The following is a 24,163-nucleotide window of genomic DNA, read 5'->3' as shown; positions in this document are numbered from 1 at the left end:
TTAACATTTTATCAGTAATTTTGAGAAAAATTACTGATTTTTTATTTTTATGAAGTACCTGTTAGCCCTATCTTTTTTCATTACATTCAATATTTCTTTTTCTCAGAAAATAAGTATTAAACATTTTAATGAATACAATATTGAAAAACTGCAGCCTTTAATTTCTTATTTAAATTCTGAAATACAAAAGAATTATAAAGAAAAAGACAAGGCGGTAAAGTATGATAATCTTTTCAGAGTAAGTATGGCAGCACAAAACTATGATACTGCTTTAAGTCAGCTAGATTCAGTACGCAGTGTTTACAGAAAAAGTAATCCCATTATTTCTTACGCCATGGGAACACAGTATGAAATTTACATAAATGCTCAAAAAAATAAAAATTCGAACAAAAATTTTCAGGAAAAATATAAAGAAGAATTTCTCAAAAAATATGAAAGTCTGCCTATAAAAACACAGATCATACTTCCCCGCTATTTCAATGGTGATACCGAGAAAACAAAAAAGGAAATTCTGGCTACTCTTAAAAATGATTTTGAGAACAAAGACAGCGTAGATCTGAAAAAAGCTTTACAACTATGCAGAAGTTATAACTCATATATAACAGGACCTACATTTGATATTGCTAAAAATTATTTAAAAGAACTCGACTCCAGGAACTTTGAGGTAAAAGACAGTTTATTAATCAATAATGAAATTAGTATAAGGGTTGTTTTAAATAAAAAAATAGCTAGTCCGGAATCTACCATCCTGGTCAATTCCATCTATCCTGATGCAGAAGATGCGAATGATCAAAAAGTACAGGCAAGCTATGGTTATCATTCTGTTTACATATATCCCAGAGGAAAATATACGAGTAACGCTGCCATAGAACCTTTTGAGCATGAGCAGGAAGATATTAATAAGGTCATTGACTGGATTACAAAACAGCCCTGGAGCAATGGCAAAGTAGGAATGATCGGAGGCAGTTATCTGGGATTCAGCCAATGGGCAGCAGCTAAAAATGTTCATCCGGCTCTAAAAACTATTATTCCACAGGCCTCTGTAGGAATTGGCGTAGTAGATTTCCCCATGAATAATAACATCTTTGCCTCTTATTCTCTTCGTTGGATTAACTATGTTACCAATAATAAAATGCTTGATGCGGGATTCAAAGATGAAGATCATTGGAATTCTGTTTTTAAAAAATGGTATGAAGGTGGTGAGGCATTTAAAAAGTTAGATTCTATTGCCGGTAAAAAAAATATCATATTTCAGCGCTGGTTAAAGCATCCGGCATTCGACAGCTATTGGCAGAAAATGATTCCTTACAAAAAGGAATATTCTAATATCAGCATCCCGGTTTTAACCATTACGGGATATTATGATTCTGATCAGCTGGGAGCGTTATACTATTTCAGAAATCACTATAAATACAACAAAAACGCTAATCATTATTTGATTATCGGGCCCTATGATCATTCGGGAGCTCAGGGTTATATCAAAAATAATCTAAAAGGATATACTATTGATTCTGAAGCCAATATGGATATTGCAAATATAACAATGGAATGGTTTGATTATATTCTGAAGGGTAAATTAAAACCAGCTTTCTTAAAAGATAAAATTAATTATCAGGTAATGGGAACCAATGAATGGAGAAGTACCTCAAGCATTGATAATTTTGATAAAAATAAATTAAAATTCTATATCACAAGCCAACATCAGCTTTCTTCAGCAAAAGATAGAGATAAAGACTTCACACCGCTTACGGTAGATTTAAAAGATCGTACCAATGCAGATGAGCTTTTTAAGCAAAAAGATAACGTGCTGGATAGTAAAATTTACAGTCCAGACGCCGTTGTATTTTCATCAGAGCCATTTGAAAAACCGGTGGAATTTACAGGAAATTTTGTGGGTAATCTGAAATTATCTGTTAATAAAAAGGATGTTGATGTATATATGAAACTTTATGAAAAGACCAAAGAAGGTAAATATTTTCTGTTATCCACCTATTATGGAAGAGCAAGCTATGCTAAAAGCTCAGAGAAAAGAAAATTGCTGCGTGAGAACAAAGAAACAAGTATAACTGTTACCAACAATGAATTTGTAAGTAAAAAAATGGAAAAAGGAAGTAAACTGGTTTTAGTATTAGGAGCTATAAAAAATCCGCTTATGCAGATAAATTATGGAACAGGAAAAGATGTAAGCGAAGAAACCATCAAGGATGCTGCAGTTCCTATGGAAATAAAATTTTACAATAACAGCTTTATAGAAATCCCTATTTCACTTAATTAATGCCACGTTTTCCATTTCAGTTTTTTGATACATTTGTTGTCAGATCACCTCTTTTTTCATACAAAGAATTTCAGGATAATTTCTCTGGTGAAAACATAGCCAAGGGATCTTTAGAAAAATATTGCAACCATACAATTTTTAGAGAAGCTATTTATTTAGCTTCTCTTTCCTTATATGATGAGATAGAGAAATTGATGGATCGTGAACATACAACGTCTAATTTTCCAAATGAAAAAACAAAGACTTCATTATTAAAATATTATAACCGCTCAAGTACCCGCTGTACCCCATTTGGTTTATTTTCAGGAGTAAGTACTGGAAAATTTGAAAAAGAGACTCTATTTCCGATATTCTCAGAGCCTACAAAAGTAAGAGATACAAAGCTGGATATGCATTTTTTAGTAGCGCTATCAGAGCAGCTTCTTTTAATTCCGTCCATTAAAAATAGTATCTCTTTTTTTCCTAACAACAGTATTCATAGGGTTGGAAATAAAATTCGCTTTGTAGAATATGAAAATACAGGAGGAAAAAGAGATTACATCATTTCTTCCGCTCCCATTTCCAAAGAGTTAGAACTTATACTACAGTTTTCAGAAACGGGTAAAACAATTGACCAGCTTGCCACCTCTCTTGTTCATGAAGATATATCCTTTGAAGAAGCCCGGGAATTTATTGATGAGCTTATCGGAAATCAGGTTTTAATAAGTGAAATTAATCCAACAGTTTCGGGAGGAGATTTTCTGGAACGATTAATTTATATGCTAAACAAAATTGGCAGGCATCAGGAAAAAGATATTTTGGTGGCTATTAAAAACAAGATCAGTGAACTTGATTTACATTTTGGAAATACGGCAGAAGCATATTCTGAAATTGAGGAACTCATCAAAAAGCTGAATGTACAATATGAAAAGAAATATCTTTTTCAGACAGATCTTTATTTTGAAGATGAAACAAATTTATCCTATCAATGGAAAAAAGAACTGAAGAAAGGAATCTCTTTTCTGAATAAAATTGCTATTCCTTACAAAGAATCTGCCTTAGAAAAATTCAAAAAAGCCTTTTATGAAAGATTTGATAATGAAGAAGTTCCATTATCTTATGCTTTAGATCCGGAAATAGGAATTGGCTATTTACAAGATATTCCGGCCAAAGGAGTTCATCCTTATATTGAAGATTTAATCCTGCCCTATTCTAATCAGAAACAAGAAATTCAGGTAAATCTTAATCCAGTACAAATTATTCTCAATCGTAAATTACAAAAAGCTTATTGGAATAAAGATCATGTAATACATTTAACTGATGATGATTTTAATGGTTTTGAGGAACAGTGGAATCAACTGCCAGATACATTGTCCGTTATGGCCGAAATCATTTCAGAAAATCAGCAGGAAAAATTATTTTTAAAATCTGCCGGTGGAAATGCCGGAAAATTATTGGGCAGATTCTGTTCAGAAAAATCATCTATAAAAGATTTGGTGAAAGCCATTGCTGAAAAAGAACAGGAACTTAATCCGGACAAAATTTTAGCAGAAATTGTACACTTACCCGAATCCAGAATTGGAAATGTGATCAGAAGACCTTCTATAAGGGAATATGAAATTCCTTATCTGGCGAGCTCTGCATTAGAAAAAGACAATCAAATTTTTGTGGAAGACTTGTACCTGTCCATAAAGAATAACCAGTTATTCCTAAGGTCAAAGAGGCACAATAAAGAAATTATTCCTCATCTTACGAATGCCCATAATTATTTAAACAACTCTTTACCTGTTTACCATTTTTTATGCGATTATAATAATCAGAATGTAAAACCTTATTTATCATTTAGTTGGGGTGGTTTATCACAAATCTATGATTTCCTGCCAAGAGTTGAATATCAAAATATCATTTTGTCTAAAGCACAGTGGAAAATTGATCCTGAACAAATTCATTATTTTGATTCCATTCTTCAATCTGGTAAAAGAGAGCTTCTGTTTCAAAATATTGAAGAGTGGAGAAAATTAAAACAAATTCCACAATGGATACAGTGGGTAAAAGGAGATAATACACTGGCGGTCAATATGAAAAATTATGATTTAATTCAAATGTTCTTATCATCAGTAAAAAATGAGAAACTAATTTTTATTGAGGAGTTCCTGTATAATGATCAGTCAGATTATGTTCATCAATTCGCTTTCTCTCTTTATAAAGATCTATAAATAAGATGATAACCAGAAAATTTCATCCGGGAAGTGAATGGCTTTATTTTAAAGTTTACACCGGCATCAAAACTTCAGATACTATTTTACAGGAAGTTATAGAACCATTAGTTGAACAATTACAAATTCAAAACCTTATTGATCAGTGGTTTTTTATACGATATAACGATCCTAAACCCCACCTGAGAATAAGATTAAACCTTAAAAATATAACTGCCTATAGTATTATCCTGGGCATGATCAATTCCTTATTTAAGGACTATCTGGAATCGGGAGAAGTCGCTTCTATCATTATGGATACCTACTCAAGAGAACTTGAACGTTACGGTGAAAACACGATAGAATACGCGGAAGACTTCTTTTTTAAAAGCAGTCAATTGATTTTAAACTTTCTGGAATACAGTGATGAAGAAAAGATCATTACTTCTTTATTTTATATAGATCAAATTTTATCAGCATTCAACCTACCTCCTGAAAAGAAAATAGAGTTTGCGAAGCGTTCTGAAAATGCTTTCAAATCAGAATTCAATGCAGATAAGAACTTAAATAATCAGTTAAAGAAAAAGTATAATGAGTTTTATCCTCATTACTTTGAATTTATTACCTCTGAGGAATATGAAGAAATCAGAAATTTAATAAAAAGTAATATCACTGAAATTGCATTAAAGCCTGAAGAACTTTCAAAATTAGAAAATGACAATGTATTAAAAATAAAACCAAAAGATTTCTTCAAAAGTATTTTTCATATGCATATTAACCGATTGTTTATTTCCCATCAAAGATTATTTGAGATGGTGGTTTATGATCACTTATTCCGTCTTTATAAAACAAACAGAACCCATTCTCTGAAAAAATAAATTTGAATTTATGAAAAATAAAAAACCGCTTACATGATGTAAGCGGTTGATTTTCTGTGGTCCCACCTGGGCTCGAACCAGATTATTGATATGTAATATCTTACATATTTTTCTTAATAAGGGTATGCCGAAAAGTATACCTTTCACTCTATAAGTATACTCAAATATGAAAATGTATTAGAGAAGTAAATCAGCCTAATTTCTCTACTAGCAGGAAAATAGATGTTCTGCTAAATTACCTTTCTACTAGTAAACTTGTTCTCGGATCTATTTTCTCAGCTGCCTGTTTTTATTGTATAAATATAGTTTACGCAATCCTCTTCAATAACTAAGAAAAAATATTCTGTTTTTTTATTATATTCACAAGACTGATAATTATGGTAAACTACATGACTAAAAAAATTATTCTTTCGCTATTACTTTTAATTCTGGGATACTTTATTTATACCCCACTAATACTATCACCGGCAACTATAGAAGATCCTAAACCCATTAACTTTAAACCTGATCAAATATTTAAATTAAAAGATATTCCGGAACTAAAGAGTTCTCAAAATATGGTTGTATATATTACTTTGACTCCGGAAGACCGAAAAAATTTAAGTCCAACAATCCCCAAATGGAAAGTTTTAAAGTCTGACAATACAGCTCTGATACATGATCTTCTTAATTGTGACTTCAGATATAACAATTCAGATGTTTCAACAATACAGAGTATGATGTATATATATTCAAACAATACATTAGTTTTTGAAAGCGAAATTTCCTTAGATAAAAATAGTTTGGGACTTCAAAACAGATTAACAAGCTGGGCAACCCCGTTAGATAATAATCGTTTACTTACTATTATAAGCCAGTTTGACAGGTATAAACTACCAGTTTTGATTCTTAAATGAATATTTAATAAAAAACCGCTCACGGTAACGTAAGCGGTTGTTTTTCTGTGGTCCCACCTGGGCTCGAACCAGGGACCACCTGATTATGAGTCAGGTGCTCTAACCAACTGAGCTATAGGACCTCAAAACTTGGTTAAATTTTGTGTTTGCAAAAATAGTAAAATTTCTTTCACTACAAAATTTTTTATTGCTTTTCTTGGCAAAGTTCTACCAGCACGCCGTTGGTAGACTTCGGATGAAGGAATACAACTAATTTGTTATCAGCACCTTCTTTCGGTTCTTCGGAGATAAACTGAAATCCTTCTTTTTTTAACCTTTTTACTTCCTCAAGAATATTTTCAACCCCAAATGCGAGATGATGGATGCCTTCTCCCTTTTTATCAATAAATTTAGAGATCGGACTTTCAGGATTACTGGCTTCCAGAAGTTCAATTTTACTTTCTCCTGTTTCGTAAAAAGAAGTCACCACACCTTCTCTTTCCACCGTTTCTTTTTTATAGGATTCTTTTCCTAATAGTTTTGCAAAAAGTTCATCAGAAACGCCTAAAGATTTTACGGCAATACCAATATGTTCTAGCTTCATAAATAGTAATCAATATAATTAAATCGTAAATTTGACACTACAGTTGAATTTCAAAGTATCAATTCAAACAAAAGTACTAAATTTGCAGAAATTATGGAAAGTAACAGACAAAGAAAAGTAGCACAGATCATTCAGGAAGACTTCGCGGAGCTTTTCCGCAAACAGGCTGCAGAAAGCAAACAGAGCATATTGGTATCTGTTTCAGATGTAAAAGTAACTGCCGACTTAGGAATTGCCAAAATTTATTTAAGCATTTTTCCACAGGAGTTCCGTACCGCTGTGATGAAGGAGATTGAAGAAAACAAACCTCAATACAGAAATTTCATTGGCCAGAAAATGGCAAAGCAGGTGCGTATTATTCCACAACTTAACTTTTACCTGGATACCGCTCTTGATGATGTTGAAAGACTGGAAAGAGAATTAAGAGGCGAAGGCGACAATCCTGTTTTATAGATCTTGAAGAATATTGCATTTTACATAGCATCCAGATACCTTTTGGCTAAAAAAGGAAGTACTGCCGTTACGTTCATTACGTGGCTGGCCGTAGGTGCCATGACGGTTGCTGTGGCTGCAATGTTCGTCATTATTTCAGTATTTTCAGGACTTGAAGACCTGAATAAAGACCTTATTTCCAATCTTCATGCTGATCTTACTTTAAAAAGCACTTCCGGAAAAACAATTAAAAATCTGGATAATGTAACAAAAACTCTCACCAGTAATAAAGAAATCAGCAGTTTCTCCCGTGTTATTGAAGAAAAAGTATACATCAGCTTCAACGGAAAGGGTGACATTGCTTATTTAAGGGGTGTAGATTCTGCCTATGTGAAGGTAAATCCTATCAATAAAGAAGTATTCTACGGAACGTATCCAAGTTTCAGATACTCGAATGAGGTATTGATGGAGAACAGTCTGGATAACAGACTATCAATTCCTGTAGATTCTTCCAATCATTATGCAACAGTCTTCATGCCCAAACCGGGAACAGGGATTATCACCAAGGAAGAAGACATCTATAATAAAAGAGATATTCTGGTAACGGGTGTTTTCCCCGGAAAAGACCAGCTGGACAATTATATCGTTTCTCCAATTGAGCTTACGGAAGAATTACTTAGTCTTCCTAAAAATTCGGCTTACCAGATTGTTATTAAATTGAAAAATCCGGAAAATGCAGATGCAGTAAAACAAAGTCTGCTTTCTTCACTCGGAAAAAATATTGAGATCAAAACCAAGGAAGAAGAAAATGCTGCTTTCTGGAAAATGATCAACACTGAAAAGCTTTTTATTTACCTGATCTTTGCATTGGTTATCTTTATTACCACCTTTAATCTTGCCGGAGCAATTATTATCCTTCAGCTTGATAAAAAAGAGCAGGCAAAATCATTGATATCACTCGGCTTCCCTTTAAGCCATTTAAGAATGACCTATTTCTACACCGGACTACTGATTGTTATTTCCGGAGTAATTACCGGATTAATTTTTGGAACAGCACTTTGCTATTTCCAGCTTTACACAGAATTCTTCAGAGCCAATGAGGTTCTGCCATTCCCGGTAAAAATTGTTGGAAAGAACTATCTTATTGTAGCCCTTACGGCTTCCTTATTTGGAATCACTATTTCATGGTTCTTTTCAAAAATCAGCAAAGAATATATTACTAAAAGCTAATATTTTAAGTTTATATATTACACACAATTAATATACTTGGGTTCCATTTTTTCGTACCTTTACGCCCCAATTTTAAAAAATGAAACAACTTTTATCTTTTTTTCTTTTAAGCGTTGCATTTATGAGCGCTTTGGCACAGGCTCCGGCAGGATATTATAACCAATCGCCAACCTTAACAGGTGCAGCTCTGAAAACAGCTCTGAAAACCATTATCAGCAACGGACATATAGACAATGGCTATGGAGGTTTATGGACTGGCTATGCCACTACTGACCGTGATTATTTTTATGAAAATGACGGAACAATTCTGGATATTTATTCTGAAAACCCCAATGGAGCGGATCAGTATAATTTCACCCTGGGAACCAGTCAGTGCGGATCTGCCGGATATTCTAATGAAGGTGACTGCTACAACAGAGAGCACGTTGTTCCTCAAAGTTTGTTCAACAATGCTTCCCCAATGGTCGCTGACATTCATTTTATCCGAGCTACCGATGGAAAAGTAAACGGAATGAGATCCAACTATCCTTTCGGAATTGTAGGAACCCCTTCTTTCACCTCTAAAAACGGATCAAAACTAGGCACATCTGTATCTGCAGGATATGCAGGTACCGTATTTGAACCCATTGATGCTTTCAAAGGAGATATCGCAAGAATGATTCTTTATTTTGTAACAAGATATGAGGATAAACTTCCTAACTTCACTTCCGGTGATATGCTTGGCAACACAGCATTTCCGGGATTACAGCCATGGGCACTTAATCAGTATTTAGCGTGGAATGCAATGGATCCGGTATCGCCGGAAGAAATTGCCAGAAATAATGCTTCTTATACTTACCAGGGAAACAGAAACCCTTTCATTGATCACCCTGAATATGTTACCCAGATCTGGGGAGCTCCGGTTATTGACAGCCAGGCCCCTACAGCAGCAACCAACCTTGTTGCCAGCAATCCAACTTCAAACTCTATTGCTTTAAGCTGGACAGCTGCAACAGATAATGTGGGAGTAACATCTTACCAGATTTACGCCAACGGAACATTAAAAGCTACTGTTTCAGGGACAACTACATCTACTATTGTTTCAGGATTATCTCCGCTTACTCAATATACATTCTATATCATTGCTAAAGATGCTTTCTCAAACTCTTCTCCACAAAGCACAACCGCTACAGAAACCACTCTTGACACACCTGCCGGAGGAGGAAGCTGCGGAACTGAAAATTTTGAAATGATCACCGGCCCTGTAAATACATACATGACAGTAAACTGGACCAACAATGGAATTTCATGGACTGCTACAGACGCAAGAGTTGACCAGACCATCAATAATAAAGCTATTACCATAAAAAATGGAACTTTAACAAGTTCAACTTTCTCAGGTGGAGTTCAGAGTTTAACATTAACAACTCAATTGAAATTCTCCGGAAGCGCAGGATACTTCAATGTTCTTGTAAACGACGTCAATGTAGGAACTATTCCTTACAGTAATGTTGTTACTACAACTACCATTAATAATATAAATGTAAGCGGAAATGCTGTCATTAAACTGACCAATTCTTCTCTTACCAACAGAGTGGCTCTGGATGATCTTAGCTGGACATGTTTCGGAACTACGTTAGCTACCACTGAAAACCAAAAGGACAAATCAGACTTCACTATCTACCCTAACCCGGTAAGAAATAATGAATTATTTGTAAAAGGAGAAAACCTTAGCAAAATTTCAAAAGCTGATATCTATGATCTTTCCGGAAAATTAATTGAAACGATCGCCAACCCTTTCAGACATTCAAATAAGATCAACCTTAAAGGTTTGCTTAAAGGAACTTACATTCTGAAAACAGAAAATTTCTCTACTAAATTTATCGTAGATTAATTATTAAAAAATATTTCAAATTAAAAGACTGGATTTATCCGGTCTTTTTTTTACTTTTGATAGATGGATTCCAATAAAAAATTAGGATTGATAGGACGAAACATTTCCTATTCTTTTTCTAAAAAATTCTTCGAAAACAAGTTCCAAAAGCTCATGCTGAAGAACTTCTCCTATGATATTTTTGATCTGAACGAAATTAATGAAGTAGAAAAACTTTTTGCTTCTCCGGACCTTTTAGGTTTCAATGTAACGATTCCTTACAAAGAAAAAATAATGAATTATCTGGATGAATTAAGTGATGAAGCGGAGAAAATAGGCGCCGTAAACTGCGTTCTTATTCAGGATGGTAAAAAAACCGGCTATAATACAGATGCATTCGGTTTTGAAAAAACGCTTCTTTTGCACAGAAAACCTTCACAGGATAAAGCCTTGATTTTAGGAAACGGAGGAGCTGCAAAAGCCGTCAAATATGCTTTGGACAAGCATAATATTCCTTCAGCCACCATTTCCAGAAGTACGGAAATCAATTTTGACAATCTTGATCAGGAAACTGTTGCCGACCATAAAATTATCATTCAGTGTACGCCGGTAGGTACTTTCCCGAACGTGAAAGACTGTCTTAATTTTCCTTTTGACGGGCTTTCTTCAGATCATCTGGTTATCGACCTGATTTACAATCCCAACTACACCCAATTCATCATCAATGCCTCTGAAAAAGGAGCAAAAACCGTGAATGGCTACTATATGCTTGAACAGCAAGCAGAAAAAGCCTGGGAAATTTGGAATTTTCAAAAAAAATAACATAAATTAGTACTTTAATTGGCCTTACAGCTATATTTAAAGGATATTAACGCCACTCACATAAAAGATTTGCTATGACTACAGAAAACAATCTTTCTGAAAACGAAGAAAAGAAAAATCCTAACGAAGTATCTCAGGACACATCAGAAAACACGGTTTCTCATGATGCAAACCACCATGACGATGATACAGAACACCTGGATGAACATGAAGAAGAAATTTCCCTTGCCGATGCTTTAAAGGAAATGGAAAAAATCATCAACACTCCCAACGCCGGTGAGAATTTCAAAAGATTCAATCAGCTGAAGGAAAAAGCAAGTCATTATATCCATGATGAAGTGGAAGATAAAAAGCATGAATATGTAGAAGCCGGAAATCCTGCTGAAAACTTCAGCTATGAACATCCATCTCAGGCAAAATATTCTGCATTGGTTAATATCTTCAAGGAAAAACATGATGACTACCAGAAAGGACAGGAAGAAGAACAAAAGAAGAATCTGGACCACCGCCAAAGTATTATCGAAAGACTTAAAAATCTATACACAAGCTCTGAACCGGGAATCAATCTTTTCAAATCTATTCGCGAGATTAAAGAAGACTGGTCAAAAGCCGGACAGGTTGCCAAGTCTGAATTCAAAATTCTTAATAATAATTATTTCCACCATCTGAATCAGTTTTATCAGATGCTGGATCTGAATAAAGAATTTCTGGAACAGGAATACAGCCACAACCTGGAAAAGAGAGAGCATATCATTGCCCGTGCCAAAGAGCTTGAAAATGAGCCTGTAATTCAGAAAGCGTTAAACGAGCTTCAATATCTTCATAAACTTTGGAAAGAAGAAGCAGAGCCTGTTGCAGAAGAATTCCGTGAAAAAACATGGGAGGAATTCAAAGAAATTTCCAACAAAATTCACGAAAGGAAGTCTGAACTTTCCGCATCCATTGAAAAAGAACAGACTGTAAACCTTGAAAAGAAGAATGAGATCATCGCTGAGATCAAGAAACTGTCTGAACCTTCGGAAACGCCCAACCACAACTACTGGCAGAATGCCATCAAAAGAGTGGAAGATCTGCGTTCTGAATTCTTAAAAACAGGAAGCGTTCCAAGAAAACTTTCCAATCAAAACTGGAATGATTTCAAAACGACACTAAGAGGCTTTAATACAACGAAAAATAATTACTACAAATCGTTGAAAGGTTCTCAACAGGCGAATCTTGAAGAAAAATTAAAACTGATCCAGACTGCACAGGACAATATGAATAACGAGGAATGGGATATCGCCGTTCCGTTATTCAAAAAACTTCAGGAAGACTGGAAAAAAATCGGCCACGTTCCAAAGAGCATGACCAATAAGATATGGGATGAATTCCGTGACGCCTGTAATGCATTCTTCAACAATTACAGAGAGAAGAGCAATACTTCTACCGACAACTGGAAGGAAAACTATAAAAACAAAAAAGCCCTTCTTGATGAACTGAAAGAAGTTTCCAATGAAGAAGGAAGCATCGAAAGAATTGAGCAGATCAAAACTTCATGGAATAACATCGGAAAAGTTCCGAGAGACAAAATTTCAATCAACTCTGAATTCAACAAAACATTAAGAGAGAAATTGAAAATAAACAAGATCAATGAGCTTGAACTGAAAGAAGAAGGTCTATCTGAAAACCAGCTTACCGACAAAGCAAGAAAGATCAAAAATCAAATCTCTGACCTTGAGGCAGAAATCGTTAAACTGGAAAACAACCTTTCTTTCTTCAACAAACCGTCGAGAGAAAACCCTCTGTTGAAAGATACTTACAACACGATTGATGAGAAAAAGGCTCATCTTGAAACATTAAAACAAAATCTTCACAGCATTATCAGCGGAGAATAATACATAACAGAATTAATAAAGGCGGAGCAAAGCAATTTGTCTTCGCTTTTTCTTTTTATAAAACATGAACAACGACGAATTTTATATTAAAAGATGTATCGAGCTGGCTCGTAAAGCTCTTGGAAACACCTATCCCAACCCTCTTGTAGGAAGCGTTATAGTACACAATGGAGAGATCATTGGCGAAGGATACCATCACAAAGCCGGAGAAAACCACGCAGAAATCAATGCCATCAATTCCGTTAAAAATAAAGATCTGATCCCGGAATCAACGATCTATGTATCTCTGGAACCATGTGCCCACTATGGAAAAACTCCGCCTTGTGCTTTAAAGATTAAAGAACTGGGATTTAAAAAAGTGGTCATTGGTGCTATGGATTCCCATGACAAAGTGAACGGCAAGGGAAAAAAAATCATTCAGGATGCTGGAATTGAAGCCGTATCAGGAATTCTTGAAAAAGAATGCATTGAACTGAACAAAAGGTTTTTCACTTATCATGAAAAGAAAAGGCCGTATATCATTTTAAAATGGGCAGAATCCGGTGATGGCTTTTTGGATAAAGATTTTACACCGACAGCCGTTTCCAATACATTAGTAAACCAGTTTGTTCATCAGTTAAGAGCTGACGAGCATGCTATTTTAGTAGGAACTCAAACTGCATTAAATGACAATCCAAGCCTTACCGTAAGAAATGCAGAAGGAGTAAACCCTGTCCGGATTTTAATTGATTTTGATCTAAAAGTTCCTGCCAGCTTCAATATTTATAACAATGAAGCAAGAACATTGGTTTTAAATTCTGTGAAAGAAGGTTCTGAAGGACATATTCAATTCATTAAAATCAACAAGGCTGATTTTCTGGCTGAACTCACCGAGGTATTGTATAAAGAACAGATACAGTCAGTTATTATCGAGGGCGGCCGTTTTACGCTGCAGGAATTTATTAATGCAGGTCTCTGGGATGAAGCAATAGTGATAAAAAATAAAAATCTTATCCTTGAAAATGGTACAAAAGCCCCCGAATTCAATTATACACCTACTAAAGTTGAAAACTTCAGAGATAATACGATCTCATTTTTCAAACAAAAATAAAAGAAAAGCCGTCTAAACTGACGGCTTAATTTATGATCATGGTGCAGAATCGTAAAGCATTTAATATTTTTGCATCAACAAAGCAGGAACCTCCAATGACGTTTGAATATAAAACCATAGAAAAACCCATAGAAAATACTCTTTTAAAAGAAAAAGGGAGCAAATTCATCGGATTTGCTTTCCCGGTAACCAATGAAAAAGAATTAAAGAGTGCGCTGGAAAAGATCAGAGAAGAACATCCGAAAGCTACTCATCACTGCTATGCCTTCAGAATGGGATTAAATGGTGAAAATTACCGTGCCAATGATGATGGTGAGCCTTCCGGAAGTGCAGGTTTGCCAATTTACAACCAGCTTCTGGCTAATGAAATCACGAATGTGCTTGTCATTGTTGTCCGTTATTACGGGGGAACCAAATTAGGGGTTTCAGGATTGGTAAAAACCTATAAAGAATCGGCAAAGATCACATTGGAAGAAGCCAGCATCATTACCAGAGAACTGGAAATAGAAGTAGAGATCAGGTTCAACTTCAATCAGCAGAATACGATTTTCACCTTGCTTTCAAAATTTGATGCTAAAGTTTTGAACTTCGATGCGAATGAAAACTGTATTCTTACCGCTTCACTGAAACTGGCACAAAAAGAAAGCATCTCAGAAAAGCTTTCCGAGATGCAATATGTTTCATTTGAATTTAATGATTAATCCCTTCTTCCTCCAAGAAGCAAAGATGCCCAGTAAAGAAGCTGTGCCAGAGAGCCTAAGGCTGCCACCACGTAAGTTCTTGCTGCCCATTTCAAACTATCCTGTACTCCAACAAATTCTTCTGCAGTTACAGTTCCCGTGTCTTTAAGCCACTTCATTGCCCTGTTACTCGCATCGTATTCTACAGGAAGCGTTACAAAAGCAAAAAGAGTGGTCATCGCAAACATTGCTACTCCGATGGCAAGAACAGTCGTATTTCCATTTGGGTTTTCAATTGTTCTTGATGCCGCCATTACTGCGATACCCGCAATAAGAACAAACTGCATCAGATTAGAACTAATATTTACAATCGGAACCAGTTTTGAACGTAAATTCAGCATAGAATATCCTACCGCATGCTGCACTGCATGTCCGCACTCGTGAGCTGCTACTGCCGCTGCCGCTGCATTTCTCTGCATATAAACTCCTTCCGAAAGGTTCACTGTTTTATCTGCCGGATTATAGTGGTCCGTCAACTGCCCGGGTACTGATATTACCTGAACATCATTTATCCCGTTATCTCTCAACATCTTTTCCGCTACTTCTTTGCCTGAAAGGCCATTTCGAAGGTGTACATTGGAATAATATTCAAATTTCGATTTCAATCTGGACGAAACCCACCAGCTCACCAACATTGAAATACCAATAATGATATAATAACCCACCATTTTATATAAATTTTGTGTTTAATTTTACCCATAATCATATAAAAACTGTGCCAAAGTATACGATATTATTATTTATATTTGTCCTTTAATTCCTCTCAAAAAACATGTCTACAGTTTCAATTATTGAAGTAAAAACAGCGGGTCAGCTCAAGCAATTCGTAAAGTTTCCGATGGATTTGTATAAAAACAATCCCTACTATGTTCCGTCTTTTATCAATGACGAAATCAACATCTGGAATGCTGATGAAAATCCTGCGCTTCAATATTCTGAGGCAAAACAGTATCTTGCCTATAAGAATGACAGGATTGTAGGAAGAATTGCCGTTCTGATCAATCATAAGGAAGAGAGAGAATTAGGAATTAAAAAAGTTCGTTTCGGATGGATTGACTTTATTGATGATGCTGAAGTTTCAAAGGCATTAATTCAAAAAGCAGTTGATTACGCTAAAGAAAAAAGTATTGACAAAATTGAAGGGCCTATGGGCTTCACCAATCTTGATAAAGCTGGAATGCTGGTAAAAGGTTTCGACCAGCTTGCAACCATGATTGGAATTTACAACCATGCTTATTATCCTCAGCATCTTGAAAACCTGGGGTTAATCAAAGAAAAAGAATGGGTGGAGTTTGAAATCATTTTCCCTGAAACCTTGCCTGAAAAAATCCACAAGTTCAATCAGCTTATTTCTGAAAAGTACAAACTGAGAGTTTTAAAATTCAAAACGAAAGAAGAGATTATTCAGTATGTGGACCCTATGTTTGATCTTTTGGATGAAACTTATAAACACCTTTCCACGTACACCCCTATTTCGGACGAGCAGCGTAAAACCTACAAAGAGAAATATTTCAAACTCATCGATAAAGATTTTATTGTATGTATCGCTGATGAAAACAACAATCTGATCTCATTCGCCATTACAATGCCTTCTTATTCCAAAGCGCTGCAAAAATCCGGAGGAAAACTGCTTCCATTCGGCTGGTGGCATTTCTTACAGGCAGGAAAGAAAAATGACAGAGCCAATTTTTACCTGATCGGAATTCACCCTGATTATCAGAGAAGAGGAGTCACTTCTATTATTTTCAAAGAAATCTGGGATATATTCAGAAAAAAGGGAGTAAAATACCTTGAAACCAATCCGGAACTGGAAGAAAACAAAAGCATTCAGCTGCTATGGCAGGATTACGATCCGGTGAATCATAAAAGAAGAAGAACGTATTCAATGGAAATCAAATAATTGATACCGTATTTTGTACGATGTAAATTTATCACCTAAACTTTGAATTTTATGAAACCACAGCTTATCATATTTGCCATTTTAATTGCCGGATTTATCGGTTATAACATTTTTTTTCAGTCGCCCGATGACAAAACCAATACGGTAATCAATATTCTTTTTGCCAGTATTCTTTTTGGATATATTTCCTTTATGGCCTACACTTTTTTGAAAAAAATGAAAAAATAAGCCATAACCATAGCCCAATAGGTCATTTAATCACTTGTTTTTATTCCTCAATAAATAAATTCAAAATATCCACGATATACATGATGGGATGCAATTTTTCCAGAGTTACTACAAAAAAAGGGGAAAAACACCACAAAAAAATAATCACAAAAAGCTAATTTTTATTGATTCTAAATTACCGGTTTAGCTCATTTTCATCCGACTTTTAAGCTGATAAATTTCATGCTTTCTTGTTTATTCGCTAAATTTGCAAATTGAGATAATAATGCAAAAATGAATTTACCTGAAAGTTATATTCCAATCCTTATCCAGGCTGGTGTAGCAGTAGGATTTGTAGCGGTTTCTTTGCTTGGAGCACATTTCTTAGGTCCACAGCAGAAAAAAGGAAACTCTGTAAAAAACCAAAGCTGGGAATGTGGGGTTCCTGTAGAAGGAAACGCCAGAACACCGTTTTCTATCAAGTACTTCCTGACTGCGGTATTGTTCGTACTATTCGATATTGAAATCGTATTCTTTTATCCTTACGCTGTAAACTTCAGAGAATTCGGTATGGAAGGTTTCCTTGCCGTGCTTACATTCGTTGCGATCTTCTTCGTAGCGTTTTTCTATGTCTGGAAACGAGGCGCACTGGATTGGGATAAATAAATTTTAACATTAAAAGATTGAATAATTTAATCATTTAAAAACAGAGATGATTAAATTTATAAAAGTTTTAATCTTTAAATATCAACAAAAGAAAATGTCAGATAAAAAACCAGTAATAAGAACAGATGCACCTGCTCCCGAAGGCTATGAAGGAGAAGGGTTTTTCGCAACAAAACTGAGCAGTGTAATCGGGATGGCAAGAAAGTTTTCACTTTGGCCGTTACCCTTTGCAACCTCTTGTTGTGGTATCGAGTTTATGGCTACCCTGAACCCGACATATGATGCTTCAAGATTTGGTATGGAAAGAAACTCTTTCTCTCCAAGACAGGCAGATATGCTGATGGTTTGCGGAACTATATCAAAGAAATTAGGACCTGTCCTGAAAGAAGTGTACACTCAGATGGCTGAGCCGAAATGGGTGGTAGCAGTTGGAGCTTGTGCTTCCAGCGGTGGTATTTTTGATACGTATTCTGTACTTCAGGGAATTGACAAGATTATTCCGGTAGACGTTTACGTTCCCGGATGTCCTCCAAGACCTGAACAGATCATTGAAGGTGTAATGCAGGTACAGGCTCTTGCAGAAAGCGAAAGCATCAGAAGAAGAGACATGCCTGAATATCAGAAATTATTAGATTCTTACAACATAAGCAACTAAACGGAAATGACAAACGAATTTGTATTAGAAGCAATCACAAGAGAATTTCCGGAATCTGTCATTTCAAGCTCAGAACCTTATGGAATGTTGACTATTGAAGTGAAGAAAGAAGATATTAAGAAAATCATTCACTATCTGAAAGATTCATCACTGGAATTTAATTTCCTTACGGATATCTGTGGTATTCATTATCCTGAATTCCCTGAAAAGGAAATTGGTGTTGTATACCATTTGCACAATATGATGGCCAATTTCAGATTACGTCTGAAAATCTTTATGTCCAGAGAAAATATTGAAGTAGACTCTCTTGTAGAGCTATTTGCAGGAGCTAACTGGATGGAAAGAGAAACGTATGATTTCTATGGGATTAAATTTAAAGGACACCCGGATCTCAGACCTATTTTAAATATGGAAGATCTTGGATACCACCCAATGTTGAAGGAATATCGCCTTGAAGACGGTACAAGAACCGACAAGAACGATAGCATGTTCGGAAGATAAAAAAGCGAATGGCCAATGGCAGCTAGCCAATAGCCAGAAGCAAATAGCTAAAAGCAATCATTATGAAAGATAACTCATTATCTAATATACTAAACCAGTACGAAAGTAAGGAACAGATTGACGGACAATTATACACCCTGAATCTGGGACCTACCCACCCTGCTACTCACGGGATTTTCCAGAATATCTTAACGATGGACGGAGAAAGAATCCTTCACGCAGAGCAAACCGTAGGATATATCCACAGAGCATTTGAGAAAATTTCTGAAAGAAGAAACTATTCTCAGATCACTACCCTTACGGACCGTATGAATTACTGTTCTGCACCCATCAATAACTTAGGCTGGCACATGACAGTAGAAAAACTGATTGGCGTAGAAGTTCCAAAACGCGTAGACTATATGCGCGTTATCCTGATGGAGCTTGCCAGAATCGGTGACCACCTGATCTGTAACGGGGTAACCGGAATGGACTCAGGAGCTATTACAGGTCTTACTTATATGTTCATCGAAAGAGAACGTATTTATGATATGTATGAGCAAATCTGCGGAGCCAGAATGACAACCAATATGGGAAGAATCGGAGGTTTTGAAAGAGATTTCACTCCTAAATTCCATGAGCTGATCAAGGATTTCTTAAAAACTTTCCCACCAAGATTCAAAGAATTCTGTACTTTATTAGAAAGAAACAGAATTTTCATGGACAGAACCATCGGTACAGGAGCTATTTCTGCCGAAAGAGCTTTAAGCTACGGTTTCACAGGTCCTAACTTACGTGCAGCAGGGGTAGATTACGATGTACGAGTTGCGCAGCCTTATTCTTCATATCAGGATTTCGACTTCATTATTCCGGTAGGAACTTCAGGAGATACTTACGACCGTTTCATGGTTCGTCAACAGGAAGTCTGGGAATCAATCAAAATTATCAAACAAGCATACGAAAATCTTCCGGAAGGGCCATTCCATGCGGATGTCCCTGATTTCTATCTTCCTGAAAAGGCAGATGTATACCAGAAAATGGAAGCATTGATCTACCATTTCAAAATCGTAATGGGAGAAACCGATGTACCGAAAGGAGAAGTTTATCATGCTGTAGAAGGTGGAAACGGAGAATTAGGTTTCTATCTTGTGAGTGACGGAGGAAGAAGTCCTTACAGACTTCACTTCAGAAGACCATGCTTCATCTACTATCAGGCATACCCTGAAATGATTACAGGTTCTGTAATTTCAGATGCCATTGTAACGATGTGTAGTATGAATATTATTGCGGGAGAATTAGACGCATAAAAAGAAGATGTCAGACATCAGATTTCAGATGTTAGACTCTTCGCTTTATATATAAATTTAAAATCTGATGTCTGAAATCTGGCATCTGAAATCTTAGATAAAAAATGAGCGAAACAATAGCTTTTAAACCGGAAAGTTTAGCACAGGTACACAAAATTATCGCAAGATATCCTGAAGGAAGACAAAAATCTGCTCTTCTTCCTGTACTTCACTTGGCACAGAAAGAATTCGGAGGATGGTTAGATGTTCCTGTGATGGATTATGTTGCCGGACTATTAAGTATCCAACCGATCGAAGTATATGAAGTGGCTACTTTCTATACGATGTTCAATATGAAGCCGGTAGGTAAATATGTACTGGAAGTTTGCAGAACAGGACCTTGTATGGTTTGTGGAAGCGAAAAAATTCTGGATCATATCAGAACCAAACTGAACATTAAGGATGGAGAAACTACTGAAGATGGTATGTTTACTTTAAAACCAGCTGAATGTCTTGGAGCATGCGGATACGCACCCATGATGCAGCTAGGGAAATTCTTTCATGAAAATTTAACGATAGAAAAAGTAGATGAAATCCTTGATCTTTGCAGACAGGGACAAGTTGCTTTAGACTAATAGAAATTTTAAATTCTACATTTTAGATTTTAAATTATTCAGTTATTTTCTTTAATAATTATAAAAAGCTAGAAGCCAATGGCCAATAGCGAAAAGCATAATAAACAATGAGTAAAAAACTTTTACTTAAAGACGCACATATAGAAGGTATCCGCTACTTTGAGACTTACCGTAAACAGGGAGGTTATACAGCAGCTGAAAAAGCCTTGAAGATGACTCCGGACGAAATTCTTGAAGAAGTAAAAGCTTCAGGACTGAGAGGTCGTGGTGGAGCTGGATTCCCAACAGGAATGAAATGGAGCTTTCTGGCCAAACCTGAAGGTGTTCCAAGACACCTTGTTGTGAATGCGGATGAATCTGAACCTGGAACATTCAAGGACAGATATCTGATGGAGTTCCTTCCTCATTTATTGATTGAGGGAATGCTAATTTCTTCTTACTGTTTAGGATCCAATACTTCTTATATCTACATCCGTGGAGAATATTCGTGGATTCCGGATATCCTTGAAGAAGCTATTGAAGAAGCTAAAGCAGCAGGATTTTTAGGTAAAAATATTTTAGGAACCGGTTTCGATCTTGAAATCTATGTACAGAGAGGTGGTGGAGCATACATCTGCGGTGAAGAAACGGCATTGCTTGAGTCCCTTGAAGGAAAAAGAGGTAACCCGAGATTAAAACCACCATTCCCGGCTGTAAAAGGTCTTTGGGAAAGACCAACAGTGGTAAACAACGTTGAATCCATTGCGGCAGTAGTTCCGATCATTGATATTACAGGTGCTGAGTATGCTAAAATCGGAGTGGGAAGATCTACAGGTACGAAATTGATTTCTGCTTGTGGGAACATCAACAAACCGGGTGTATACGAAATCGATATGACGATCACTGTAGAGGAATTCATTTATTCTGATGAATATTGCGGTGGTATTAAGGATGGTAAAAAATTAAAGGCTTGTATTCCTGGAGGAAGTTCTGTTCCGATTGTTCCAGCAAATCTATTGCTAAGAACCGTGAACGGAGAGCCAAGATATATGAATTATGAATCATTGGCAGATGGTGGTTTTGCTACCGGAACCATGATGGGTTCAGGAGGTTTCATCGTTTTGGATGAAGACCAGTGTATTGTAGAACACACCATGACATTGGCGAGATTCTACAATCACGAAAGCTGCGGACAATGTACACCTTGCCGTGAAGGAACAGGATGGATGTACAAGATTTTAAAGAAAATCGAGAAAGGAGAAGGAAAAATGGAAGATATCGATCTGCTTTGGGATATCCAGAGAAAAATCGAAGGAAATACGATTTGTCCGTTGGGTGATGCAGCAGCTTGGCCGGTTGCAGCAGCGATCCGTCACTTCAGAGATGAATTTGAGTGGCACGTGAAAAACCCAGAGTTGTCTCAGACACAAAATTATGGATTGGCACATTATGCTGACCCTATCCCGGCTGTTGAAAAGAACGCATAAGTAAAAGATGAAAAAATTATTGGTGGTCGGCTTAATGATGTCGAATTTTGTATTTGCACAAAATAAGAAAACTGATACTGCAAATTATAACAGATCTGTTGAAGAGGATTTGTCATATTTAGTGAGTGAGAAAGAGCAGATTAAAGCTGAGAGAAAGGAAAAACCTTTACCATTGAGCAAAAAAGGTCAGGTTTTCGTATTTTACGGTTGGAACAGAGCCGCTTACAGCAATTCTGACATCCACTTTACCGGAAACGGATACGATTTTCAACTGAATAATGTAAAGGCACAGGACAGACCTACAAAATTTGGAATTGTCTATTTTGATCCGAGCTGGTTTACTGTAACACAGTATAATTTCAGAATAGGATATTTTATTAAAGACAATTTAGCATTGGTACTTGGGATAGACCACATGAAATATGTAATGGATCAGAACCAGACTGTAGGTTTCAAAGGTCATATTTCAGATCCTGAGTATGCAGCAATGGTTCAGAACGGGCAGGTTAATCTTGCAGATGAGAAGTTCCTTACTTTCGAACATACAGACGGGCTTAATTATGAAAACTTAGGTCTAGAGAAATACAAAAATCTTGTTCATAAGAAAAATATAGATTTAGTATGGTCTTATGGAGCCGGAATCGGATTTATGTTTCCGAAAAGTAATGTAAAACTTTTTGGTAACGAAAGAAGTGACCGTTTCCACGTTGCAGGGATGGGAACCGATATCAGATCCAGTCTTAACCTTGTATTCTGGAAAAACTGGATGCTGAGATTAGAAGGAAAAGCCGGTTATATCAATATGTGGGATATTAAAACTACATTAAATAACAAACCGGACAAAGCACGTCAGGATTTTGTTTTCGGACAGGTTCTTGGAGGAATTGGATATACATTTAATACAAAGAAATATAAATAACAAAGCCTATTGCTTAACGCATAAAGCTTAAAGCATATCATATGAGCGAAGAAGTTAAAAAATTCAAAATAACTATAGACGGACAGACTACCGAAGTTTTGCCTGGTACTTCTATTCTGGAAGCTGCAAGACAAATTGGTGGTAAATCTGTGCCTCCTGCAATGTGCTACTACAGCAAGTTGGAAACCAGTGGAGGGAGATGTAGAACTTGTCTGGTAGAAGTTTCTAAAGGATCTGAAGCAGATCCTCGTCCTATGCCAAAATTAGTAGCAAGCTGCAGAACTAATGTAATGGACGGTATGGAAGTAAAAAATCTTACTTCTGAGAAAGCTCAGGAAGGAAGAAAAGCCGTTACCGAATTCCTATTGGTAAACCACCCGCTGGACTGCCCTATCTGTGACCAGGCAGGAGAATGTCATCTTCAGGACTTAGGATATGAGCATGGTGTTGAAAATACAAGAACAGAATTCGAAAGAAATACTTACGAAGCTGATGATCTTGGACCGAACATCAAATTAAATATGAACCGTTGTATTCTTTGCGCAAGATGTGTACTGACAGCCAACCAGCTTACAGAAACAAGAGAACACGGTATCCTTTTCAGAGGAGATCACGCTGAAATTTCAACGTATTTAAATAAAGCTTTAGACAATGACTTCATCGGAAACGTTATCGATGTTTGTCCTGTAGGAGCATTAACAGACAGAACAGCCCGTTTTGCCAGCAGAGTTTGGTTTACAAAACCAATGAACGCTTCTTGTAAATGTGATAAGTGTTCAGGAAAAGCTGTAGTATGGATGAAAGGTGACGAAATTGTAAGAGTTACTGCCAGAAAAGACCAGTGGGGAGAAGTGGAAGAATTCATCTGCGATACATGCCGTTTCGAAAGAAAATCTTTATCAGACTGGAATATCGAAGGTCCTAGACATATCGACAGACATTCTGTAATTTCATTGAACCACTACGAAAAGCCAAAAGACGAACTAAGAGTTTTAGACAATCCGATGGCTAAAGAAATCAGTGAAAAAGACGAAAAATAATTAATAAGACATCAGATTTCAGATACCAGACTTCAGACAGCAAATTAAATCTGACATCTAGCA

Annotated in this window: 23 protein-coding genes and 1 tRNA gene; 21 read left to right on the top strand and 3 right to left on the bottom strand. The window is 36.2% G+C overall.

The window, feature by feature from the left end:
* The first annotated feature begins 49 nt into the window (after positions 1–49).
* The 4 genes from AC59HC_RS02350 (at position 50) to AC59HC_RS02335 (ending at position 6,223) form a co-directional block, all read left to right on the top strand.
* On the top strand, positions 50–2,275 hold the full coding sequence (locus AC59HC_RS02350) for a CocE/NonD family hydrolase (protein WP_496557938.1): 2,226 nt from the start codon (positions 50–52) through the stop codon (positions 2,273–2,275).
* Positions 2,275–4,470 carry a lantibiotic dehydratase family protein gene (locus tag AC59HC_RS02345; protein WP_496557937.1) on the top strand — a complete coding sequence of 732 codons (2,196 nt, stop codon included), beginning with the start codon at positions 2,275–2,277 and terminating at the stop codon, positions 4,468–4,470. Before AC59HC_RS02350 ends, AC59HC_RS02345 begins: the two co-directional genes overlap by 1 nt.
* Before the next feature lie 5 nt (positions 4,471–4,475).
* Positions 4,476–5,327 (top strand): thiopeptide-type bacteriocin biosynthesis protein, encoded by an 852-nt coding sequence (locus tag AC59HC_RS02340; RefSeq protein ID WP_429816611.1) that lies wholly within the window; start codon positions 4,476–4,478, stop codon positions 5,325–5,327.
* Positions 5,328–5,716: 389 nt separating this feature from the next.
* Entirely contained in the window at positions 5,717–6,223 is a 507-nt protein-coding gene (locus AC59HC_RS02335) for a hypothetical protein (RefSeq protein WP_343643257.1), read from the top strand.
* Between the two features lie 48 nt (positions 6,224–6,271).
* Here the strand turns inward: AC59HC_RS02335 and AC59HC_RS02330 are convergent.
* Positions 6,272–6,345, bottom strand: a tRNA-Ile gene (locus AC59HC_RS02330).
* Positions 6,346–6,407: 62 nt separating this feature from the next.
* Positions 6,408–6,806, bottom strand: coding sequence for a methylmalonyl-CoA epimerase (mce, locus tag AC59HC_RS02325; protein ID WP_110009625.1), 399 nt, complete (start codon positions 6,804–6,806; stop codon positions 6,408–6,410).
* 93 nt (positions 6,807–6,899) lie between these two features.
* Between mce and rbfA the strand changes: the two genes are divergently transcribed.
* The 7 genes from rbfA (at position 6,900) to AC59HC_RS02290 (ending at position 14,807) form a co-directional block, all read left to right on the top strand.
* Positions 6,900–7,259: a 30S ribosome-binding factor RbfA gene (rbfA, locus tag AC59HC_RS02320; protein WP_002983518.1), complete on the top strand. Its 360-nt coding sequence runs from the start codon at positions 6,900–6,902 to the stop codon at positions 7,257–7,259.
* 3 nt (positions 7,260–7,262) lie between these two features.
* The gene (locus tag AC59HC_RS02315; protein ID WP_496557936.1) at positions 7,263–8,468 is read left to right on the top strand and encodes an ABC transporter permease; all 1,206 of its coding nucleotides are present in this window, start codon (positions 7,263–7,265) and stop codon (positions 8,466–8,468) included.
* A gap of 79 nt (positions 8,469–8,547) precedes the next feature.
* Positions 8,548–10,341: an endonuclease gene (locus AC59HC_RS02310; RefSeq protein WP_496557935.1), complete on the top strand. Its 1,794-nt coding sequence runs from the start codon at positions 8,548–8,550 to the stop codon at positions 10,339–10,341.
* A 63-nt stretch (positions 10,342–10,404) separates the two neighbouring features.
* Entirely contained in the window at positions 10,405–11,142 is a 738-nt protein-coding gene (locus AC59HC_RS02305) for a shikimate dehydrogenase family protein (protein WP_496557934.1), read from the top strand.
* A 74-nt stretch (positions 11,143–11,216) separates the two neighbouring features.
* Positions 11,217–13,016: a DUF349 domain-containing protein gene (locus AC59HC_RS02300; RefSeq protein ID WP_227942368.1), complete on the top strand. Its 1,800-nt coding sequence runs from the start codon at positions 11,217–11,219 to the stop codon at positions 13,014–13,016.
* Between the two features lie 64 nt (positions 13,017–13,080).
* Positions 13,081–14,106, top strand: a complete 1,026-nt coding sequence (ribD, locus tag AC59HC_RS02295) for a bifunctional diaminohydroxyphosphoribosylaminopyrimidine deaminase/5-amino-6-(5-phosphoribosylamino)uracil reductase RibD (RefSeq protein ID WP_496557933.1) — start codon at positions 13,081–13,083, stop codon at positions 14,104–14,106.
* A 95-nt stretch (positions 14,107–14,201) separates the two neighbouring features.
* Positions 14,202–14,807, top strand: a complete 606-nt coding sequence (locus AC59HC_RS02290) for an IMPACT family protein (RefSeq protein ID WP_110009658.1) — start codon at positions 14,202–14,204, stop codon at positions 14,805–14,807.
* On the opposite strand, the gene AC59HC_RS02285 is transcribed toward AC59HC_RS02290, so the two are convergent.
* The gene (locus AC59HC_RS02285) at positions 14,804–15,514 is read right to left on the bottom strand and encodes a zinc metallopeptidase (RefSeq protein ID WP_171006330.1); all 711 of its coding nucleotides are present in this window, start codon (positions 15,512–15,514) and stop codon (positions 14,804–14,806) included. The two genes, AC59HC_RS02290 and AC59HC_RS02285, sit on opposite strands and share 4 nt — an antisense overlap.
* A gap of 104 nt (positions 15,515–15,618) precedes the next feature.
* Here AC59HC_RS02285 and AC59HC_RS02280 point away from each other — a divergent pair, with 104 nt between their 5' ends.
* The 10 genes from AC59HC_RS02280 to AC59HC_RS02235 all read left to right on the top strand — a co-directional run bounded on the left by AC59HC_RS02280 (position 15,619) and on the right by AC59HC_RS02235 (position 24,100).
* Positions 15,619–16,746 (top strand): GNAT family N-acetyltransferase, encoded by a 1,128-nt coding sequence (locus AC59HC_RS02280; protein WP_496557932.1) that lies wholly within the window; start codon positions 15,619–15,621, stop codon positions 16,744–16,746.
* A 51-nt stretch (positions 16,747–16,797) separates the two neighbouring features.
* Positions 16,798–16,974, top strand: coding sequence for a hypothetical protein (locus tag AC59HC_RS02275; RefSeq protein ID WP_496557931.1), 177 nt, complete (start codon positions 16,798–16,800; stop codon positions 16,972–16,974).
* Between the two features lie 273 nt (positions 16,975–17,247).
* Complete coding sequence (locus AC59HC_RS02270) at positions 17,248–17,619, top strand: NADH-quinone oxidoreductase subunit A (protein ID WP_034693436.1); 372 nt, start codon at positions 17,248–17,250, stop codon at positions 17,617–17,619.
* Between the two features lie 94 nt (positions 17,620–17,713).
* Complete coding sequence (locus AC59HC_RS02265) at positions 17,714–18,274, top strand: NADH-quinone oxidoreductase subunit B (protein WP_002983540.1); 561 nt, start codon at positions 17,714–17,716, stop codon at positions 18,272–18,274.
* 6 nt (positions 18,275–18,280) lie between these two features.
* Entirely contained in the window at positions 18,281–18,775 is a 495-nt protein-coding gene (locus AC59HC_RS02260; RefSeq protein WP_062675584.1) for an NADH-quinone oxidoreductase subunit C, read from the top strand.
* Between the two features lie 62 nt (positions 18,776–18,837).
* On the top strand, positions 18,838–20,061 hold the full coding sequence (gene nuoD, locus AC59HC_RS02255) for an NADH dehydrogenase (quinone) subunit D (RefSeq protein ID WP_002983543.1): 1,224 nt from the start codon (positions 18,838–18,840) through the stop codon (positions 20,059–20,061).
* A gap of 104 nt (positions 20,062–20,165) precedes the next feature.
* Positions 20,166–20,675 carry an NADH-quinone oxidoreductase subunit NuoE family protein gene (locus tag AC59HC_RS02250; protein WP_062675585.1) on the top strand — a complete coding sequence of 170 codons (510 nt, stop codon included), beginning with the start codon at positions 20,166–20,168 and terminating at the stop codon, positions 20,673–20,675.
* Positions 20,676–20,782: 107 nt separating this feature from the next.
* A complete protein-coding gene (nuoF, locus tag AC59HC_RS02245; RefSeq protein WP_089697000.1) occupies positions 20,783–22,141 on the top strand; it encodes an NADH-quinone oxidoreductase subunit NuoF in 1,359 nt (452 codons plus the stop codon).
* A gap of 7 nt (positions 22,142–22,148) precedes the next feature.
* Positions 22,149–23,060 (top strand): hypothetical protein, encoded by a 912-nt coding sequence (locus tag AC59HC_RS02240; protein ID WP_117753116.1) that lies wholly within the window; start codon positions 22,149–22,151, stop codon positions 23,058–23,060.
* Positions 23,061–23,101: 41 nt separating this feature from the next.
* Positions 23,102–24,100: an NADH-quinone oxidoreductase subunit G gene (locus AC59HC_RS02235; protein ID WP_062675587.1), complete on the top strand. Its 999-nt coding sequence runs from the start codon at positions 23,102–23,104 to the stop codon at positions 24,098–24,100.
* Positions 24,101–24,163 lie beyond the last annotated feature (63 nt).

Source organism: Chryseobacterium sp. DZ-32 (genome assembly GCF_059587025.1).
The sequence above is the reverse complement of the archived record's forward strand: the minus strand, read 5'-3'. Positions and strand labels throughout refer to the sequence as shown.

Excerpts from the sequence above, each read along its gene's own strand:
- AC59HC_RS02350 (WP_496557938.1), top strand. The coding sequence starts at position 50 with ATGAAGTACCTGTTAGCCCTATCTTTTTTCATTACATTCAATATTTCT.
- AC59HC_RS02345 (WP_496557937.1), top strand. The coding sequence starts at position 2,275 with ATGCCACGTTTTCCATTTCAGTTTTTTGATACATTTGTTGTCAGATCA.
- AC59HC_RS02340 (WP_429816611.1), top strand. The coding sequence starts at position 4,476 with ATGATAACCAGAAAATTTCATCCGGGAAGTGAATGGCTTTATTTTAAA.
- AC59HC_RS02335 (WP_343643257.1), top strand. The coding sequence starts at position 5,717 with ATGACTAAAAAAATTATTCTTTCGCTATTACTTTTAATTCTGGGATAC.
- mce (WP_110009625.1), bottom strand. The coding sequence starts at position 6,806 with ATGAAGCTAGAACATATTGGTATTGCCGTAAAATCTTTAGGCGTTTCT.
- rbfA (WP_002983518.1), top strand. The coding sequence starts at position 6,900 with ATGGAAAGTAACAGACAAAGAAAAGTAGCACAGATCATTCAGGAAGAC.
- AC59HC_RS02310 (WP_496557935.1), top strand. The coding sequence starts at position 8,548 with ATGAAACAACTTTTATCTTTTTTTCTTTTAAGCGTTGCATTTATGAGC.
- AC59HC_RS02305 (WP_496557934.1), top strand. The coding sequence starts at position 10,405 with ATGGATTCCAATAAAAAATTAGGATTGATAGGACGAAACATTTCCTAT.
- AC59HC_RS02300 (WP_227942368.1), top strand. The coding sequence starts at position 11,217 with ATGACTACAGAAAACAATCTTTCTGAAAACGAAGAAAAGAAAAATCCT.
- ribD (WP_496557933.1), top strand. The coding sequence starts at position 13,081 with ATGAACAACGACGAATTTTATATTAAAAGATGTATCGAGCTGGCTCGT.
- AC59HC_RS02290 (WP_110009658.1), top strand. The coding sequence starts at position 14,202 with ATGACGTTTGAATATAAAACCATAGAAAAACCCATAGAAAATACTCTT.
- AC59HC_RS02285 (WP_171006330.1), bottom strand. The coding sequence starts at position 15,514 with ATGGTGGGTTATTATATCATTATTGGTATTTCAATGTTGGTGAGCTGG.
- AC59HC_RS02280 (WP_496557932.1), top strand. The coding sequence starts at position 15,619 with ATGTCTACAGTTTCAATTATTGAAGTAAAAACAGCGGGTCAGCTCAAG.
- AC59HC_RS02275 (WP_496557931.1), top strand. The coding sequence starts at position 16,798 with ATGAAACCACAGCTTATCATATTTGCCATTTTAATTGCCGGATTTATC.
- AC59HC_RS02270 (WP_034693436.1), top strand. The coding sequence starts at position 17,248 with ATGAATTTACCTGAAAGTTATATTCCAATCCTTATCCAGGCTGGTGTA.
- AC59HC_RS02265 (WP_002983540.1), top strand. The coding sequence starts at position 17,714 with ATGTCAGATAAAAAACCAGTAATAAGAACAGATGCACCTGCTCCCGAA.
- AC59HC_RS02260 (WP_062675584.1), top strand. The coding sequence starts at position 18,281 with ATGACAAACGAATTTGTATTAGAAGCAATCACAAGAGAATTTCCGGAA.
- nuoD (WP_002983543.1), top strand. The coding sequence starts at position 18,838 with ATGAAAGATAACTCATTATCTAATATACTAAACCAGTACGAAAGTAAG.
- AC59HC_RS02250 (WP_062675585.1), top strand. The coding sequence starts at position 20,166 with ATGAGCGAAACAATAGCTTTTAAACCGGAAAGTTTAGCACAGGTACAC.
- nuoF (WP_089697000.1), top strand. The coding sequence starts at position 20,783 with ATGAGTAAAAAACTTTTACTTAAAGACGCACATATAGAAGGTATCCGC.
- AC59HC_RS02240 (WP_117753116.1), top strand. The coding sequence starts at position 22,149 with ATGAAAAAATTATTGGTGGTCGGCTTAATGATGTCGAATTTTGTATTT.
- AC59HC_RS02235 (WP_062675587.1), top strand. The coding sequence starts at position 23,102 with ATGAGCGAAGAAGTTAAAAAATTCAAAATAACTATAGACGGACAGACT.